Source organism: Bacillus sp. B1-b2 (assembly GCF_009183415.1).
In the GTDB taxonomy this organism is placed as follows: domain Bacteria; phylum Bacillota; class Bacilli; order Bacillales; family Cytobacillaceae; genus Niallia.
Genome location: NZ_WEHU01000005.1, coordinates 59928 through 78154 on the forward strand (window position 1 = coordinate 59928; position 18227 = coordinate 78154).

Annotated in this window: 20 protein-coding genes; 14 read left to right on the forward strand and 6 right to left on the reverse strand. The window is 32.8% G+C overall.

Annotation, left to right across the window (positions count from 1 at the left end):
* The first annotated feature begins 8 nt into the window (after positions 1-8).
* The 4 genes from odhB to F9279_RS06360 all read left to right on the forward strand — a co-directional run bounded on the left by odhB (position 9) and on the right by F9279_RS06360 (position 2850).
* Positions 9-1262 carry a 2-oxoglutarate dehydrogenase complex dihydrolipoyllysine-residue succinyltransferase gene (gene odhB, locus F9279_RS06345; protein WP_152111953.1) on the forward strand — a complete coding sequence of 418 codons (1254 nt, stop codon included), beginning with the start codon at positions 9-11 and terminating at the stop codon, positions 1260-1262.
* 501 nt (positions 1263-1763) lie between these two features.
* A complete protein-coding gene (locus F9279_RS06350) occupies positions 1764-1967 on the forward strand; it encodes a DUF6501 family protein (protein WP_152111954.1) in 204 nt (67 codons plus the stop codon).
* A gap of 144 nt (positions 1968-2111) precedes the next feature.
* Positions 2112-2498 (forward strand): fluoride efflux transporter CrcB, encoded by a 387-nt coding sequence (gene crcB / locus F9279_RS06355; RefSeq protein WP_152111955.1) that lies wholly within the window; start codon positions 2112-2114, stop codon positions 2496-2498.
* Positions 2491-2850, forward strand: a complete 360-nt coding sequence (locus F9279_RS06360) for a fluoride efflux transporter FluC (RefSeq protein WP_152111956.1) — start codon at positions 2491-2493, stop codon at positions 2848-2850. The genes crcB and F9279_RS06360 overlap by 8 nt, the downstream gene beginning before the upstream one ends.
* A gap of 50 nt (positions 2851-2900) precedes the next feature.
* Here F9279_RS06360 and yidC read toward each other — a convergent pair whose 3' ends face one another.
* Both yidC and F9279_RS06370 read right to left on the reverse strand, forming a co-directional pair.
* Entirely contained in the window at positions 2901-3686 is a 786-nt protein-coding gene (gene yidC, locus F9279_RS06365; RefSeq protein ID WP_152111957.1) for a membrane protein insertase YidC, read from the reverse strand.
* Positions 3687-3708: 22 nt separating this feature from the next.
* On the reverse strand, positions 3709-4014 hold the full coding sequence (locus tag F9279_RS06370) for a hypothetical protein (RefSeq protein ID WP_152111958.1): 306 nt from the start codon (positions 4012-4014) through the stop codon (positions 3709-3711).
* A gap of 286 nt (positions 4015-4300) precedes the next feature.
* Here F9279_RS06370 and F9279_RS06375 point away from each other — a divergent pair, with 286 nt between their 5' ends.
* From F9279_RS06375 to F9279_RS25080, 4 genes are all read left to right on the forward strand, one after another.
* The gene (locus tag F9279_RS06375; protein ID WP_152112118.1) at positions 4301-4849 is read left to right on the forward strand and encodes a cysteine hydrolase family protein; all 549 of its coding nucleotides are present in this window, start codon (positions 4301-4303) and stop codon (positions 4847-4849) included.
* 32 nt (positions 4850-4881) lie between these two features.
* The gene (locus F9279_RS06380) at positions 4882-6342 is read left to right on the forward strand and encodes a nicotinate phosphoribosyltransferase (protein WP_152111959.1); all 1461 of its coding nucleotides are present in this window, start codon (positions 4882-4884) and stop codon (positions 6340-6342) included.
* A 13-nt stretch (positions 6343-6355) separates the two neighbouring features.
* Positions 6356-7177, forward strand: a complete 822-nt coding sequence (gene nadE / locus F9279_RS06385; protein WP_152111960.1) for an ammonia-dependent NAD(+) synthetase — start codon at positions 6356-6358, stop codon at positions 7175-7177.
* A gap of 202 nt (positions 7178-7379) precedes the next feature.
* Positions 7380-7532 (forward strand): hypothetical protein, encoded by a 153-nt coding sequence (locus F9279_RS25080; protein ID WP_193224486.1) that lies wholly within the window; start codon positions 7380-7382, stop codon positions 7530-7532.
* A 52-nt stretch (positions 7533-7584) separates the two neighbouring features.
* Here the strand turns inward: F9279_RS25080 and pflA are convergent, their stop codons facing one another.
* Both pflA and pflB read right to left on the reverse strand, forming a co-directional pair.
* Positions 7585-8328, reverse strand: coding sequence for a pyruvate formate-lyase-activating protein (pflA, locus tag F9279_RS06390; RefSeq protein ID WP_152111961.1), 744 nt, complete (start codon positions 8326-8328; stop codon positions 7585-7587).
* A gap of 97 nt (positions 8329-8425) precedes the next feature.
* Positions 8426-10666 (reverse strand): formate C-acetyltransferase, encoded by a 2241-nt coding sequence (pflB, locus tag F9279_RS06395; protein WP_152111962.1) that lies wholly within the window; start codon positions 10664-10666, stop codon positions 8426-8428.
* Between the two features lie 555 nt (positions 10667-11221).
* Between pflB and F9279_RS06400 the strand changes: the two genes are divergently transcribed.
* The gene (locus tag F9279_RS06400; protein ID WP_152111963.1) at positions 11222-12382 is read left to right on the forward strand and encodes a D-alanyl-D-alanine carboxypeptidase family protein; all 1161 of its coding nucleotides are present in this window, start codon (positions 11222-11224) and stop codon (positions 12380-12382) included.
* Positions 12383-13243: 861 nt separating this feature from the next.
* On the opposite strand, the gene F9279_RS06405 is transcribed toward F9279_RS06400, so the two are convergent.
* Positions 13244-14863, reverse strand: a complete 1620-nt coding sequence (locus F9279_RS06405) for an ABC-F family ATP-binding cassette domain-containing protein (RefSeq protein WP_152111964.1) — start codon at positions 14861-14863, stop codon at positions 13244-13246.
* Between the two features lie 389 nt (positions 14864-15252).
* Between F9279_RS06405 and F9279_RS25085 the strand changes: the two genes are divergently transcribed.
* Together F9279_RS25085 and F9279_RS06410 are read left to right on the forward strand one after the other, a co-directional pair.
* A complete protein-coding gene (locus F9279_RS25085) occupies positions 15253-15390 on the forward strand; it encodes a hypothetical protein (RefSeq protein ID WP_193224487.1) in 138 nt (45 codons plus the stop codon).
* 162 nt (positions 15391-15552) lie between these two features.
* Entirely contained in the window at positions 15553-16371 is an 819-nt protein-coding gene (locus F9279_RS06410; protein WP_152111965.1) for a formate/nitrite transporter family protein, read from the forward strand.
* 75 nt (positions 16372-16446) lie between these two features.
* Here the strand turns inward: F9279_RS06410 and F9279_RS06415 are convergent, their stop codons facing one another.
* Positions 16447-17175, reverse strand: a complete 729-nt coding sequence (locus F9279_RS06415; RefSeq protein WP_152111966.1) for a ZIP family metal transporter — start codon at positions 17173-17175, stop codon at positions 16447-16449.
* 228 nt (positions 17176-17403) lie between these two features.
* On the opposite strand from F9279_RS06415, the gene F9279_RS06420 reads away from it, so the two are divergent.
* The 3 genes from F9279_RS06420 (at position 17404) to F9279_RS06430 (ending at position 18131) form a co-directional block, all read left to right on the forward strand.
* Complete coding sequence (locus F9279_RS06420) at positions 17404-17685, forward strand: hypothetical protein (RefSeq protein ID WP_152111967.1); 282 nt, start codon at positions 17404-17406, stop codon at positions 17683-17685.
* Positions 17686-17836: 151 nt separating this feature from the next.
* Positions 17837-17944, forward strand: a complete 108-nt coding sequence (locus tag F9279_RS06425; protein ID WP_152111968.1) for a YjcZ family sporulation protein — start codon at positions 17837-17839, stop codon at positions 17942-17944.
* A 31-nt stretch (positions 17945-17975) separates the two neighbouring features.
* Positions 17976-18131: a YjcZ family sporulation protein gene (locus F9279_RS06430; protein WP_152111969.1), complete on the forward strand. Its 156-nt coding sequence runs from the start codon at positions 17976-17978 to the stop codon at positions 18129-18131.
* The last annotated feature ends 96 nt before the right edge of the window (positions 18132-18227 follow it).

Consider the following 18227-nt stretch of genomic DNA (forward strand, 5'->3'; position numbering starts at 1 on the left):
GAAATATAATGGCGGAGATTAAAGTACCAGAATTAGCTGAATCTATTACTGAAGGAACGGTTGCACAATGGTTAAAAAAGACTGGGGAATACGTGGAAAAAGGGGACTATATCGTAGAGTTAGAAACAGATAAAGTCAATGTGGAAATTGTTTCAGAAGAAAGTGGATTTATCCAAGAGTTAAAAGCTAGTGAGGGGGATACCGTTCAAGTTGGTGAAACCATTGCCATTGTATTAAATAATACAGTAAAAGAACAGCAAGAGCCTAAAGAAGAAATAAAAGCTCCAGAGAAAAAAAGAAATGAGGAAACGAAGCAAGCGGAGGAAAAAGTAGAGGTAATTAAACCAACTAGTGATAATAGAAAACTGATTGCTTCTCCAGCAGCTCGTAAGCTTGCTAGAGAAAAAGGGATTGATTTAGCTAGTATAGAAACATCTGATCCTTTTGGAAGAGTAAGGGCACAGGATGTAAAAGACTATAAACCTAGCCCAGCGTCTAATGAAAGTGCCACTAAAGAGGTTAAAGAAAAAGCTCTGAATAAAGAAGCGGCATCAAATGATACTCGAGTGGAAAGAATTCGAATGACACGTAGAAGACAAACAATAGCTAACCGCTTATTGGAAGTTCAACAAAATACTGCTATGCTCACAACCTTCAACGAAGTAGATATGACAAATATTATGAATCTTAGATCAAGAAGAAAAGATGCATTCCAAAAAGAGAATGATGTAAAGCTTGGATTTATGTCTTTCTTTACAAAAGCAGTAGTTGCAGCATTAAAAAAAGCGCCTTTATTGAATGCAGAAATCCAAGGAGATCAAATACTCTTAAAGAAATATTATGATATCGGAATTGCTGTTTCTACAGATGAAGGGCTAGTAGTACCGGTAGTAAGAGATGCAGATCGTAAAAATTTTGCTGAAATAGAAAGTGAAATCATTGAGTATTCAAATAAAGCTAGAAGCAATAAGTTATCGATAGGTGATTTACAGGGTGGGACCTTTACCATTACAAATGGGGGTGTATTTGGGTCCTTATTATCAACGCCTATCCTAAATGGGCCACAAGTAGGGATTCTCGGTATGCATAAAATCCAATTAAGACCCGTCGCTATTGATGAAGTAAAAATGGAAAACCGCCCTATGATGTATCTTGCTTTATCTTATGATCATCGAATTATAGATGGGAAAGAAGCAGTTACCTTTCTCGCTAGAATAAAACAGTTATTAGAAGACCCAGAAGCATTATTATTTGAAGCTTAATAGGAATACGTAAGTAATCTAAACGTGATAAAACATGGCTGGGACATAAGTGTTTCAGCCATGTATTTTTGTCCGAACTATTAGAAGTCATTTTTTCTAGTTGTTCGGACTTTTTTGATACCTGTTGAATTATCTTCTTTAATCTTTACAATTTCTTTCTGATAAGGTTTAATGGACAGATTTCTTGTGGTATAGAAAGAAGGAACACATCTAGAAAGAAGGTCATAATATGTATATCCATGATCAAAATACCCTGTATGTCATTACACATGAAAATAAAAGGTATTATTCAATGAATTTTAAAAGAGTGGATTGGATTCACGGAAAATGCTATGTGACTTTTTACCAAGAAGTGACAGGACGATGGTTTACCTTTGAAAAAAGTTCATTGAATTTTATGGAGCAACAAAAAGAGAATTTAGTTTCTTGAGGAAAGCCTGTTGCACTTTAGACTTACTCAATATATACTATGATGGTAAAAGTATTGAAAGGAGTAGTAGAATGATACATCAAATTTGGGATCAAAAAGAAGCGATAAAAAAAGTAAAATGTATACATACAGATGCAAGCAAATATATCGTGAACAGAGTGCTTACAGTTGGAAAAGAATATGAAGTTAAAAATGAAACAGAAGAATTTTATTTTATCTTAGATAATTCAGGTAAAGTAGGCGGATTCTACAAAGATTATTTCCAAGCAATATAAGATTTCTTACAAAAAATTGGAGAAACAGGAATTGAATATCTTTCAATATGAGAGATATTCAATGAAGTTTTTCTTTTTTTTGAGAGATCTTTTTTAATTTTACAAGCTTTTTAACTAGTATTACATAGAGAGAATGTGTGACATATGAAATACGTATATATTGGGATTGGTGGAACGATAGGCAGTATAGCGCGATACCTAGTAACAAGCATCCCTATTTCAGCTAGTTTTCCTTTCCAAACAATGATGATCAACTTAATTGGTTCATTTTTATTGGGATGGCTTACTAGTGCTATTATTACTAAACAAAAATGGCGTGAAGAGCTAAGTTCAGCAATTGGTACAGGTATTATTGGCTCTTTTACCACTTTATCAACATTTAGTTTTGATGCAGTTAAATTATTAGAAAAAGGACAAATTGTCTCTGCTCTTATTTATATATTTTGTAGTGTAGTATTTGGATTAGTCTGTGCATTTATTGGCTTAAAGCTTGGTGAGAAGGGTAGAAAGGAACACATAAGAAATGGTTAGTATTCTACTTATTGGAGCAGGTGGTTTTTTCGGTGCAATAACCCGATATTATATAATAAATTTATTAAAGAGTATGTGGAAGAAGGATTTTATTCCTACGATACTTGTTAATTTAAGTGCTTCCTTCTTATTAGGACTTCTAGCTAATTCCATTAATCTATCTAGTATATATACGTTTGCTTGTATAGGATTTTTAGGAGCTTTTTCTACCTTTTCTACCTTAGTTGTAGAAGCTTGGAAACTATTCAATTTGGGAAGAAAAGTAGATTCACTAGTATATTTAGCTCTAACCTTTTTTGGTGGGATGGCTTTTTGTTTTTCGGGGGTTATGATAGGAAGAATGTTTTTTTAGAAATCAAAAAAGTATTCGATAAAGGATTTTTATCGAATACTTTTTGCTTTCTATTTTTGGGTAACTATTACTGGGTCCTTTTGTGCAGGATAAAGTTTTCTGCCCAACATGGATTGTAGTATTAAGAAAATACCTCCAACTGTCCAGTATAATGGAAGAGCAGCAGGAGCATTTAAAGAAACCATGATAATCATAATGGGTGAAATTAATCCCATAAATCTCATTTGCTTTTGTTGTTCAGCAGTCATCGTACTCTGACTTACTCTAAATTGTAAATAATAAACAATACCTGCAATAGCTGTTAGGATTAAATCTGAATGTCCTAGATTAAACCATAAAAAAGAATGTGAAGCAATTTCTTGTGAACCACGAATTGCATAATAAAATCCCATAAGAATAGGCATTTGGATAAGCATAGGTAAGCAACCAATATTTAAAGGATTAATATTATTCTTTTTATATAAATCCATCATCTCTGCTTGTAATTTTTGTTGTTCTTTTTGGTCTTTTGTTGTTTTTAATTTTTTTTGTATTCTATCCATTTCAGGCTTGATACCTTCCATTTTACCCTTCATGCTTTGTTGGTTTTTATATTGTCTTAACATTAGGGGCATTAACACTAAGCGTATCACTAATGTTATTAATATAATTGCTAAACCATAGCTTCCTGCAAAGATATTAGCAGTACCATGTATAATCGAAATAAATGGTTCAACAAAAACATTGTGGAAGAAACCACTGTCTGTACCATTTGTAGATGAAGAACATGCACTTAATAAAAGGGTAGTAAATAGGACAACTAGCATTAAACCTGTATTTTTTGTTAATTTATTCATTATTATTCCTCCAAATTTAGTATTAATTACTACTAAGAATGCAAGGAGGAAAAGGTTTTTCCAAATCATCATGAGAGCTTTGTATTCTTTTACGGATATTTTTACATATCCAGTGTAAAATAGGAATATTATACTTTTTAACATTCATATTTATAGCATTAATAGAAACATGCAAAGAAAATTGCTCATCAGTGTTAATAAACTCATTTTGAACGGATGCTTTCAAGTTCCAATCCCAAAAATGCTTTAAGATTAACCCTAAAAGTACCGTATAATATAAAGTTTGATAACTAGGAAGATTTGATAAGTCAAACAGTAATTCAATCATTTAGACACCTCTAATTCTAGTTAACAATAAAATTATAACTAACAGATGCATGAAAAGCAATTTATTGTTAAGGATTACATAGAAAAAAACACTAAATGATTCAGAAATGTGACAGAGAGTGGATAATCATTCAAATAAAAAGATTGTTATTAAATAGGATATGGGAGTAAAATAAGTAATTATAGTAATAGGTAATAGAACTTAATAATGGGAAATAAAAAATGCAATGGTATAATAAAAAGAAGAAAAATAACCGTATAGAAGTTCTAAACCAATGAGGAGGGAGATTGTGAAGGCTTTAATAAATATTGATTATACATTTGATTTTATTGAAGGAAACCTACCTTGCGGGAAACCGGGGATAGAAATCGAGCATAGTGTAACTTCTATTTCTAGGAATTTTATAGAAGCAGGAGATTATACTGTTTTCGCTATTGATTTACATCATAAGGATGATTCCTTTCACCCTGAATCCAGTTTATTTCCACCACATAACATAGAGGGTACCCCAGGTAGGGAATTGTACGGATCCTTACAAGAGGTTTATAAAGAGAATCAAAGCTTAAATAATGTTTACTGGATGGATAAAACGAGGTATAGTGCTTTTGCAGGCACAAATTTGCATATCAAATTGCAAGAAAGAAATATCAAAGATTTATATCTTGTAGGAGTTTGCACAGATATTTGTGTACTTCATACAGCGGTAGATGCTTACAACTTAGGATACAAGATTTATGTATATGAAAATGCCGTTGCTTCATTTAATGAAATAGGACATAAATGGGCATTAACGCATTTTGAAAATGTGTTAGGTGCCAAGATACTTACTTGGTAATTGGTGTTAAGTAGCAGGAGGATAATAGAAGAATGAGTTTTAATTTTGAAGATGACAGTTTAATGTTACATACAGATTTATATCAAATTAATATGGCAGAAACATATTGGGAAGATGGAATTGCGGAAAGAAATGCGGTTTTCGAACTATATTTCCGAAAGCTACCATTTCATAATGGCTATGCCATATTTGCTGGTTTAGAAAGAGTGATTCAATATTTAAGAGAATTACGTTTTACAGAAACAGATTTGCAATATTTAAGAGAACAGGGCTATCAAGAAGATTTTCTTCATTACTTAAAGGATCTGCGTTTTACTGGAAATGTAAGATCAGCTAAAGAAGGGGAAGTCATTTTTGCAAATGAGCCACTTATGAGAATTGAAGCACCATTAGCGCAGGCTCAATTAGTAGAAACCGCTATTCTAAACATTGTGAATTACCAAACATTAATTGCAACAAAAGCATCTAGAATCAAAAATTCTATTGGTGAAGGAGTTGTTATGGAATTTGGTAGTAGAAGAGCTCATGAGTTAGATGCCGCATTGTGGGGAACAAGAGCTGCATTTATAGGCGGATTTAGTTCTACTTCAAACGTAAGAGCGGGTAAATTATTTGGTATTCCTGTTTCAGGCACGCACGCTCATTCCATGATTCAAGCATACAGAGACGAGTATACAGCTTTCCATAAGTATGCAAGAAGACATAAAAATTGTGTGTTTTTAGTTGATACATACGATACCTTAAGATCTGGAGTACCTACTGCTATAAAGGTAGCTAAAGAACTTGGGGATAGTATCAATTTCCTAGGAATTAGGTTAGATAGTGGCGACTTAGCCTATTTATCAAAAGAAGCTAGAAAAATGTTAGATGCCGCAGGGTTTACGGATACTAAAATTGTGGCAAGTAATGATTTAGATGAATACACCATTATCAACCTAAAAGCTCAAGGTGCAAAAATAGATATTTGGGGAATAGGGACGAAACTAATAACTGCATATGACCAACCCGCACTTGGAGGAGTTTACAAACTTGTTTCCATTGAAGATGAAGAGGGACAGATGGTGGACACGATTAAAATTAGTGGAAACCCAGAAAAAGTGACTACTCCTGGTCTAAAAAGGGTATATAGAATTATTAATAGTATAAATGGAAAATCAGAAGGAGATTATATTTGCCTAGAATCGGAACATCCTGAAAACGAAGAGCGCTTAAAAATGTTCCATCCTACGCATACTTATATAAGTAAATTTGTCACAAACTTTCATGCAAAAGATATTCACCAAGATATCATTCAAAATGGAGAGCTTATTTATAAAACTCCAGATATTCTGGAAATACAGAAATATACAGAAGAAAGTTTAGCTTTTCTTTGGGATGAATATAAGAGGTCTTTAAATCCAGAAGAATATCCTGTGGATTTGAGTCCACTATGTTGGGAAAACAAAATGAACCATTTAGAACAAGTAAAAGAATCTGTTAGAAATAGAAGCTGAGGAGGAAATATTAATGAATCTACAACAGAAAATTATGAATGACTTAAATGTTCAAGCTCAAATAGATCCAAAATCTGAAATAAAAAAACGTGTAGATTTCCTTAAGAGTTATGTGAAAAAAGCGAGAGCAAAAGGTTTTGTACTAGGTATAAGCGGAGGACAAGATTCTTCTTTAGCTGGAAGATTAGCACAATTAGCTGTGGAAGAGTTACGACAAGAAGGATATGATGCTACCTTTATCGCAGTTAGACTACCTTATGGAACGCAGAAAGACGAAGAAGATGCAAAAAGAGCATTAACGTTTATAGCTGCGGATAAAGAGGTTATTTTTAATGTTAAACAACCAGTTGATGCTGTTAAAGAAGTATTTGATAGCATGGCAGGTGTTGAATTAACGGATTACCACAAAGGTAATGTAAAAGCAAGAATGCGAATGATTGCTCAATACGCAATTGGAGGACAAGAAAACCTACTTGTTATTGGAACAGACCACGCTGCAGAAGCAGTAACTGGATTCTTTACGAAATATGGAGATGGTGGAGCAGATATCCTTCCATTAACTGGTTTAACTAAAAGACAAGGAAAAGAGTTGTTAAAAGAATTAAATGCAGAAGAAGCAATCTATTTAAAGGTTCCTACAGCTGATTTACTTGACAATAAACCTGGTCAAGCAGATGAAACAGAACTAGGAATCACATATGATCAATTAGATGATTACTTAGAAGGAAAAGAAGTAACAAAAGAAGTAGCAGATAAAATAGAAGCACGCTATTTAATAACAGAACATAAAAGACAAGTTCCTGTATCTATGTTTGATACTTGGTGGAAGGCATAAGTCAGATGAAAATCCCTGTACTAAGCAGAAAGTGCTATGTACAGGGATTTTTATTTTTAAGACAAATGTTGAAAGTTTTTCAAAATATAATGATTTTGTACAGGCATGTCCATAAAAATTTCATAATCTATAACAAAGATACAAATTAGAAAGAAATAGGTTCCTATTTTGTATCTAATACATTTAAAGGAGCGAAATATATATGTTTACTATTTTTGGGTTAGATGTGAATTTAGTATTGCTTAATATTCCTTTTCATTTTGAGTATGCAATTTCTATCGGGGATGACCACAAAAAACCTCATCCACCTAAGAAACCACACCATGGAATGGCTGCAGCTACAGAAGAAGCATAATTTAAAAAGAAGGATTTCATATTTGAAATCCTTCTTTTTTTTATATTTGTCGTTAACTTATTGCTCTGATTGCTTTATTCAAGATATGTGTTGCAAAGTCAACAGACTCTTGGCTAGGAGGATCAATTCCATCTAGAGGGTAGTCAAGTCCGAGTGTTTCCCATTTATATACACCTAACTTGTGGTATGGTAAAATATCTATTTTTTCAACATTCTTTAAGGTTGAGATAAATTCACTTAGCTTAGTTAAGTCTTCTTCATTGTCATTTATTGTAGGAACTAATACGTGTCTAATCCAAACTGGAATAGCTTTTTCTGATAAATAATGAGCAAAATCTAAAATATGATCATTTCCCATTCCTGTTAAGCTAATATGTTTTTTTCTATTAATATGCTTTAAATCAAGTAGGACAAGATCTGTATATTCCATTAATTCACCTAATTGTTCTTGAAAAAGAGCAGATTTAGAATAACACCCACCAGATGAATCAATAGTTGTATGAATTCCTAGTTTTTTGCATGCTTTAAATAAAGAAATTAAGAAGGGAAGTTGTAATAAGGGTTCACCACCACTTACAGTAATACCTCCACCAGAAGCATCAATAAAAGGAAGATAGGTCTGAATATCATTCATGATTTCTGCAACAGACATTTGCTTTCCTGTACCAATTTCCCATGTATCTGCATTATGACAAAACTGGCATCTAAGTAAGCATCCCTGAGTAAATACAACATATCGAATTCCAGGGCCGTCCACAGTACCAAAAGTTTCAATTGAATGTATATTTCCGATCATTTTAAGTTCCTCCTTGTTAATAACACATTGTAGCAAGTATTACTCTAAGTAGAAGGGGGAAGAGGAAGTAAAGCTGTCTCTTCTCCCTAAAAATAAATTACATAGTATCGTGGAAAGTACGGCTAATTACATCTTGTTGTTGCTCACGAGTTAATTTAATAAAGTTAACTGCATATCCAGAAACACGAATGGTTAATTGTGGATATAACTCAGGATGCTCCATTGCATCTAATAAAGTTTCTCTGTTAAACACGTTAACATTTAAGTGATGACCAGCTTTTGCAGCATAACCATCTAAAATAGATACTAAGTTTTTAGCACGATCTTCTTCTTCTTTTCCTAATGCTTTAGGAACGATTGAGAAAGTATTAGAAATACCATCTAATGAGTAGTCATATGGTAATTTTGCTACTGAAGAAAGAGAAGCAAGTGTACCTTTTGTATCACGACCATGCATTGGATTAGCTCCTGGAGCAAATGGTTCACCAGCACGGCGGCCATCAGGTGTGTTACCAGTTTTCTTACCATAAACTACATTTGAAGTAATCGTTAAAACAGATGTAGTATGCATAGAATTACGATACGTTTGGTGTTTGCGTAATTTTTTCATGAAGCTTTGTACTAGTTCAATAGCTAATTCATCAACAGCATCATCATTGTTACCGTATTTCGGGAATTCACCCTCTGTTTCAAAATCAACAGCTAATCCGTTTTCATCTCTTAGAACTTTCACTTTAGCATGTTTGATCGCACTTAATGAATCTGCAACTACACTTAATCCAGCGATTCCAGTAGCCATTGTGCGTAGGATTTGCGTATCATGTAATGCCATTTCAATTCTTTCGTAAGAATATTTATCATGCATATAGTGAATAACGTTTAATGTATTAATGTATAGTCCAGCTAACCATTCCATCATATTATCGAATTTGTCTTTAACCTCTTTATAATCTAAATACTCAGAAGTGATTGGAGCAAATTTAGGACCTACTTGAACCTTTAATTTTTCATCTACTCCACCATTGATTGCATATAATAAGCATTTCGCTAAGTTTGCACGTGCCCCAAAGAATTGTAGTTGTTTACCGATTTCCATTGCAGAAACACAACAAGCAATTCCGTAATCATCTCCCCATTGAGGTTTCATAATGTCATCATTTTCATATTGAATGGAGCTTGTTTGAATAGACATTTGTGCACAGAATTTCTTAAAGTTTTCAGGTAATTGAGTAGACCATAGTACAGTTAAATTTGGTTCTGGTGCAGGACCTAAGTTATCTAATGTATGAAGGAAACGAAATGAGTTTTTAGTAACTAAAGGTCTACCATCATTTGCCATACCACCAATAGATTCTGTAACCCAAGTTGGATCACCACTAAATAATTCATTATAATCAGGTGTACGAGCGAATTTTACAAGGCGAAGCTTCATAATGAAATGATCGACAATTTCTTGTACTTCTTTTTCTGTAAGAGTTCCTCTAGCTAAATCTCTTTCTACATAAATATCTAAGAAAGTAGATACACGACCTAAACTCATTGCTGCTCCATTTTGTTCTTTAATAGCTGCAAGGTAAGCAAGATAAAGCCATTGGAAGGCCTCTAATGTATTTTCTGCTGGTCTTGAAAGATCAAATCCATAAGATTTGCCAAGTTCTTTTAATTCACTTAAAGCACGAATTTGCTCAGATACTTCTTCTCTTAAACGAATGTTTTCTTCTGTCATAACAGAACTTGTTGCTCTTTTATCTTTTTGTTTTTCGTTAATTAAGAAATCTACTCCGTAAAGAGCGACACGACGGTAGTCTCCGATAATTCTTCCACGGCCATAAGCATCTGGTAGACCAGTGATGATAGCTGCTTTTCTAGCTAATCTCATTTCATCTGTATAAGCGTCAAATACTCCAGCGTTATGCGTTTTACGGTGTTCAGAAAAGAATCTTTCTAAATCTTCATCTGCTTTATAACCATAAGATTCACATGCTTGAACAGCCATTCTTATACCACCATTCGGTTGGAAAGAACGTTTGAAAGGTTCGTCTGTTTGAACACCAACGATTTTCTCTTTTTCTTTGTCTAAATATCCAGGACCATGAGAGATAATAGTAGATACAATATCCGTATCTAAATTGTAAACTCCACCGCGTTCGCGTTCTAATTTACTTAATTCTAGCACTTGTTCCCATAATTGTGTTGTTTCTAAAGTTGGTCCAGATAAAAAGGAGGAATCACCAAGGTATGGATTAAAGTTTTTTAAAATAAAGTCTCTAACATCCACTTCTTTTTGCCAGCTACCTGATTTAAAGCCTTCCCAATAATTTGTTTCTACTTTTTCCATGAAATTCACCTCATCGAATAAAATATATAACAGAAAGCTAATTTCTTTCTGATTTAACTATAACAGATTATATGTGATGTTTTTCACATAAATATGTACAACTGACGAAAATTCTGTGACTTATTTGTGAACGGTATGATTAAAGAAGGGTTTATCAGTATGTAACCAAAAAGAATATATCTATATAAATGTTCATATTTTAACATCTGTTATATATAATAATCTTCTAGATTAAGAACTGTTATATTATAGGGGAGCTTTTCTTAGTATACACATACAGAATAACCTTTTTATTTCTGACCATACTAATTTTATTGTTTGTTTTTATTGAACAGGAAGGATATTTGTAACTTAAACGAATTAAAAAAGTAATAATAAATGCTAGTAAGAGTACATTACTGCTTAACTTTTTAGAGCATATGACAAGACTGTGTAGGTTAAAATACAGAACTATTTCATTTTTATAACAAATTCATTTATCTTATCCATATCTATCAACTGTTTGATACAATAGTCATGGTAAAAATATAGATAAAAAGTCATGGGTGGGGAAAAATGAAAATTTTAAAAGTGTTCTCCTTAATTATTTTATTATGGAGCATTCCTAGCATTAGTGAAGCAGCAGAAAGTACAGAAGTAAAACCTCAAATCATAAGTGAAGCAGCTTTTTTATTAGACAATGATACTGGTGCTGTTTTGTTTCAACAAAATGGGGACGAAAAAATGTATCCAGCAAGCTTAACGAAAATAGCAACCGCCATTTATGCATTAGAAAAAGGAAATTTAACAGATAAAGTCACGATAAGTGAAAATGCGTATTCAACAGATGGTACGAAGGTGTACCTTGAATTAGGTGAAGAAGTTACATTAAAACATTTACTAGAAGGAATGTTAGTTAATTCAGGAAATGATGCAGCTGTTGCTATAGCAGAGTACTTGGATGGCACAGTTGATCAATTTGCTGAGAATATAAATTCCTTTCTACAAAAAAAAGTGAAGGTAAAGTCGACTCATTTTACAAATCCTAGTGGCTTATATAACGACAATCATTATACAACTGCACAGGATTTAGCATTAATTACTCAATACGCATTAAAAAATCCAACCTTTCTCGAGATTTTTGGAACAAAGGAATTAGAGTGGGATGGTTTAACCTGGGATACGACACTAATAAGCCACCATCAAATGCTTAATGGAGAAAGACCTTATGATGGGATTATTGGAGGAAAAACGGGGTATGTTAATGAATCGAAGCAAACATTAGCTACTACAGCAGTTAATGGTGATATGAATTTAACTGCTATCGTGTTAAAGGCTGATTATAAAGAAGATGTATATATGGATACAAAATTATTATTAGATTATGGTTTTGCTAATTTTACACATAGTGAGATCAGTAGTAATCAAAATTTTAGTGTAGAGCAAACATCATATAAGCTACCAGCTAACACAGAAATTACTGTTTCCAAACAAAATGGAAAGGAAGAGGTTACTTCATCAGGAACCTTATTGATTGAGAGTAGTGAGGGTGATTTACTTCAAACTCTTTCTTTAGAAAAGGTGGAGAATTTCCCGTTACAAGCGAGCGATGTAGAAGTAGCAGCGGTAAGCTCTAATGAACAAAATAGGCATATATTCATACCTATTCTCATTCTTGGTGTTATGTTAGTTTTAGGATTTCCTCTTATTAGATGGGTTCAGAGAAGAAGAATATAAAGAGGCTGGGACAAAACCTTCCTTTTAAGATGAAAAGCCGTGAAGTTTTACGTGGAGTAAAATTTCACGGCTTTGTTTATTTTTTCAATAAAAATAACGAAAACATCGGATATCATATAGTTACCACACCAAATTTTATTCGAAAGAAGGGTCCTTATGTTTAAAGATTTTAACAGGAATCAATTAATTCTGTCTTTAGATTTAGAAATGAAATGACAAGAAAAAGATACCGCCTTACTATTCATCATTTAGTGGAAAGTATCCAGAATGAAGCGTTCGATTCCTTTGTTCGTTAAACGGGGTGTCTAGCTTATCATCCACGTATTTTTCTTTCTAAGTTACTTTTTCATTCCGCTTCTATTAATAATTTTGTTGAAAAAAAATCCCACAGCCACTTTGTAGGAATTATCAATAATAAGCGGAGTATTCCGACTAAAGGCAAATATACTGTTAAATGCTTTGCTAATAAGCGGATTTTTCCGGTTAAGGAAGGAAAATGCCTCCGAATTCATGTGTTCTAAGGAAATAGGCGTAATTCTCCGTCTATTTGCGTGGTTTTTCATGGAAGTAATGAAAATAAGAGGATTTCTACGACTATTTTTCTAAATAGTGGTCTTTTCTAAATTTTATATGGTACAAAGCATCATACATTATTTTATAGCTCTTTCGGTTTTCTACTATATCCATATTTGAATAGGTGAAGTACATAAAAAATCCCTCGTTTTCCATCTATTCAGTTAGTTAATTACCTATAAAGTTTACGTCACACTGATGCCACTAGTAATAGTGACATTTACATGGACATAATCTTTTTCAACAAACAAAAAAACTATCCTTTTATGGATAGTTTTTTTAGTTCATTTACTTATACATTTCAGCAATGCTTTTTTGTAAACTTACATCTTCTAAATACTCATCATAGTTCATTTGTTTATCAACTAAGCCACTTGGTGTAATTTCCAAGATTCTATTAGCAATAGTAGAAACAAACTGATGGTCATGTGATGCGAAAATCATGGAACCTTTAAAGCTAATTAATCCATTATTTAATGCGGTAATAGATTCTAGATCTAAATGGTTTGTAGGTTCATCCAGAAGTAAAACATTCGCTCCACTTAACATCATTTTAGAAAGCATACAACGAACTTTTTCTCCTCCAGATAAAACGCTTGGATTTTTCATTACTTCTTCTCCAGAGAATAGCATACGACCTAAGAATCCACGCAAGAAGCTTTCTGTTTCATCTTGAGGGGAATATTGTCTTAACCAATCTACTAAAGTAGACTCTTCTTTTGAAAAATACTCAGAGTTATCAGCAGGGAAATAACTTTGGGAAGTAGTTATACCCCATTTGTATGAACCGCTATCTGGCTCTAATTCTCCAGCTAAAATACGGAATAGCGTCGATTTAGCTAATTCATTTGCACCAACCAATGCAATTTTATCATCCTTGTTCATGATAAAACTAATGTTATCTAAAACTTTTTCACCATCAATAGTTTTTGTAAGACCATCTACTCGTAAAAGGTCATTCCCAATTTCACGCTCTGGAGTGAAAGCCACATATGGGTATTTTCTAGAAGATGGTTTGATATCATCTAAATTAATTTTATCTAATAATTTCTTTCTAGATGTTGCTTGCTTCGATTTAGAAGCATTCGCACTAAATCTAGCAATAAAGTTTTGTAATTCTTTAATTTTTTCTTCTTTTTTCTTGTTAGCATCATTAGCCATTCTAGATGCCAATTGACTAGATTCATACCAGAAATCGTAGTTTCCAACATAAACCTGGATCTTACCATAATCTAAATCTGCAATATGTGTACACACTTTATTTAAGAAGTGTCTATCATGGGAGACAACAATAACTGTATTTTCAAAATTAATTAGGAACTCTTCTAACCATTTAATAGCATGCAAATCTAAATGGTTGGTAGGCTCATCTAATAATAGAACATCTGGTTGACCAAATAGTGCTTGAGCAAGTAAAACTTTTACTTTTTCTGATCCGCTTAACTCAGCCATCGTTTTTTGATGAAGATCTTCACCAATTCCTAAACCTTTAAGAAGGATAGCTGCTTCTGATTCAGCTTCCCACCCATTTAACTCAGCGAACTCACCTTCTAATTCAGCTGCTTTCATACCATCTTCATCTGTGAAATTCTCTTTCATATAAATAGCATCTTTTTCTTGCATTACTTGATATAGTCTTGTATGACCCATAATGACAACCTTAAGCACTTCATGCTCTTCATATTCAAAATGGTTCTGTTTTAATATAGCAAGTCTTTCTCCAGGTCCTAGAGCAACATTACCAGATTGAGCTTCTAATTCTCCAGATAGAATTTTAAGGAAGGTGGATTTTCCAGCTCCATTTGCTCCGATTAATCCGTAACAATTTCCTGGGTTGAATTTAATATTTACATCTTCAAATAATTTACGATCACCATATCGAAGACCAACATTTGTAACTGTTATCATTAATTATTTCCTCCAAACTACAATATCCATAAAATTATACCATTATTGAAATAGAAGAGCGAATAATTTTCTAAGAAAAAGTAACTTAACACTATATTTATTACTTAAATAGAAGTAATCTACTGAAAGTGTATAGTTATTGAAGTAAATAAGCATATTTTAAGTATCAAATGTTTAATCATGTACAACTTGGGGGAACTAGATGTACAACAATAAATTTTAACAAAAAATAAAGGTATTCACTTTGTATAGAGAGAATAATAACTAGTGAAAATAGCTTTGTACAAGTTGTTATATTAAAAAGAATCATTATATTTCTATTTTGTTCATAGTTTATTCATATTTATCCTGTAAACTATTTAAAAACAGGAAGTAAAGGAGTAGTTAAAATGGCTAAAAAGCAACTTGTTGATTTGGTTAATAGTATGAAAAAATCTGGTATTAAAATTGGTTTTACAAAACCTAAATCTCAGCTTACTGTATTAATTCAACAAAGTAATAAGCTTACAACTACGACTAGCCACTAAGAACTGCATGATTTAGTACATATAGATAGATTTAATAGATTTTTTTCATGGAAGTGCAAGGATGCATTTCCTTCTAATTGTTAAAAAATGTTCAATATTTCACAAGGGATGAATAACTCCTTTCTGTATAATGTTAGCTATACGGAAAGGAAGGATACAAAAATGGAAAAAGAACCAATTGATCAAGCCGTTTATTATGCTTTGAAAAAAAAGAAAACCTTAGATGAATCATTTTTACGTTATTTTACAAAAGCAGCCTTAGCAGGTGTATATATTGGATTTGCTTTAATGATTTGTTATCGTTTTGCACAGCCTTTTTTTGATGTTCACTCACCAGCAACCTATCTAACGACAAGTATTCTCTTTGGATTAGCACTTGTATTAATTTCATATGGTGGGGGAGAGTTATTTACAGGTAATACAATGGCTTTTACTATGAGTACTATTGCTGGTGTTACAACATGGAAGGATACAATTAACAATTGGGTAACTACTTATCTTGGTAACTTTGTAGGGGCTTTATTTTTTGCTGTATTAATACATTACTCAGGGCTTTTTAGCTTGGCTCCAAAAACGACATGGATTATGGAAGCAGCGCATACGAAAATGAGCGCTACTACTTTGGAGTTATTTGTTAAAGGGATATTATGTAACTGGTTAGTATGCTTAGCTATTTGGATTCCAATGAATGTAAAAGGAGATATAGCAAAAATATTTACGACGATCTTGATTGTTTTTGGGTTTATGATTTCTGGCTATGAGCATAGTATAGCCAATATTGCATTATTCTCTATTACTTTAATAGTGCCACATCCTGAACATATTACTATTGCACATGCTTTACACAATATTATTCCAGTTACTTTTGGAAATATTGTAGGTGGAGCTGTTTTTGTGGGAGCTTTAAATATGTATATATTTCCAAAAAAGAACAATCAACAAAGTAATAGTGAGTCTGTTTCCACTAGTGTGGCTAAGTAAATAGCTACACATTTACATATTATTTATCCAAGTTAATTGGTAGTATGCTACATATCAACCGATGCTTGGATAGATTCACCCTATCGTGCTCATTGTTAATGAGAAAATTAAACCGATACAAGTAATAAAACCTACAACTGGTCCTCCTTGTTCAAAAGCTTCAGGTAACATGGTAGAACATACCATCGCTATTAAACCACCCGCTCCAAAAGCTTCAATACTTGTCAAAACATTTACAGAAGCATTTTTTAAAAATAAGTTACCAAAGGAACTGCTTATGGCCGAAACAATGATAACACTTCCCCAAAGGATAATTATCTTTGTATTAGAATATAAATCCTTCTTTAACCCTACCGTTGAGGAGAGAGCCTCTGGAAAATTGCTTATTAATATGGCGATCACAAAAAGCATATCTACTTTATGGTTATTTAATAAGCTAACTCCAATAATGATTGATTCAGGTATTGCATCCATAAGGGTACCTACATAAATGGCAAGACCAGAATGTCCTTCTGGATTTTTGTGTGACCTTTTTCTGTTGGAACCGCCCTTTCTATATAAAAATAATTCAATAATAGTAAAAAGCAATGCACCACCTAAAAAAAGAGTGGAGGTAATGAATAAACCGCTTTTTTCCACAGCTTCAATAAGTAGATCAAACGAAGATGCCCCGATTAATATGCCTGTGCCTAAGGCCATTAAATATCCTATCATCTTTTTCGGTATGGATAAATATAGTCCAAGGATGGAGCCAATCAATAAAGAAGAACTTGCAATAGCTCCCCAAATTGCCGCTATGTACATAATAAAACTCCTTTTATGCTTTACATTTATTTCTATTATAGATATTCAATAGTAAATGGAATCATATAAATTATTCTCTATTATTCTTTAATTATTCGACAAACATATACTTCTGTTTTACATCTGAAGTAGAACGGATCTTTTTTCCGCTTTTGATGTAGGATAGTTGTCCAATCTAAGTAGGGACTCGTACATATGATATATAGAAAATGGATAGGAGGTGTCATTATGTCATCAAACGGATTTTATAATCAATGTTCCAGAGGAGTAGGAAAGTGTGTAAGAATACGTCTTCAAAATGGCCAAACGCATATGGGAGTAATTGATAGAGTAACTCCGAGTAAAGTATATATCAGACCAATTGGTGGAAATCGACGAAACTATGGTGGCTTTGGCTATGGATATAGAAGAGGAGGCTATGGTCCTGGTTATGGATTTGGCTGGGGTGGAGCTGCAGTTGGTTTTTCTCTTGGTTTAATTATAGCTTTGGCCTTTATTCCTTTCTTCTAAAGCATTTTAAATGCAAAAAGTATTAAAGGTACCTTAGGTTTTGTTATGTCTAAGGACCTTACATAATTTTTATTAAAAAATTTTAACACAGCCCATACGTGACAAGCATAGTCTTCATATATTGTTAACGTGTATGAGGGAGGTGGATTAAATGAGTGGTAACCCAGAAGTTGGTTTTGGTGGAGGATTTGCTCTACTAGTAGTACTATTCATTTTATTAATTATCGTGGGATCTAGCTTTGTTGGATTTGCATACTAAAAAAATATAGAAAAAAGAGGAGTGTTTTTGAATGAATTACGGTTACGGTGGATATGGATATAATTCTTGTGGATGCGGTTATGCTGCTCCAGTAGCACCAGTTTCATCTTGTGGAAATGGTAATGGTTTTGTTTTAATCGTAGTATTATTTATTCTTTTAATCATTGTTGGTGCAGCTTGGTTATAAGAATTTAATTAATAAAAAAATGAAAAGGGAAGCTCTATACACGAGCTCCCTTTTTAGCATTATTTATTATTTCTATTAGAAAATGTTACAATTAAA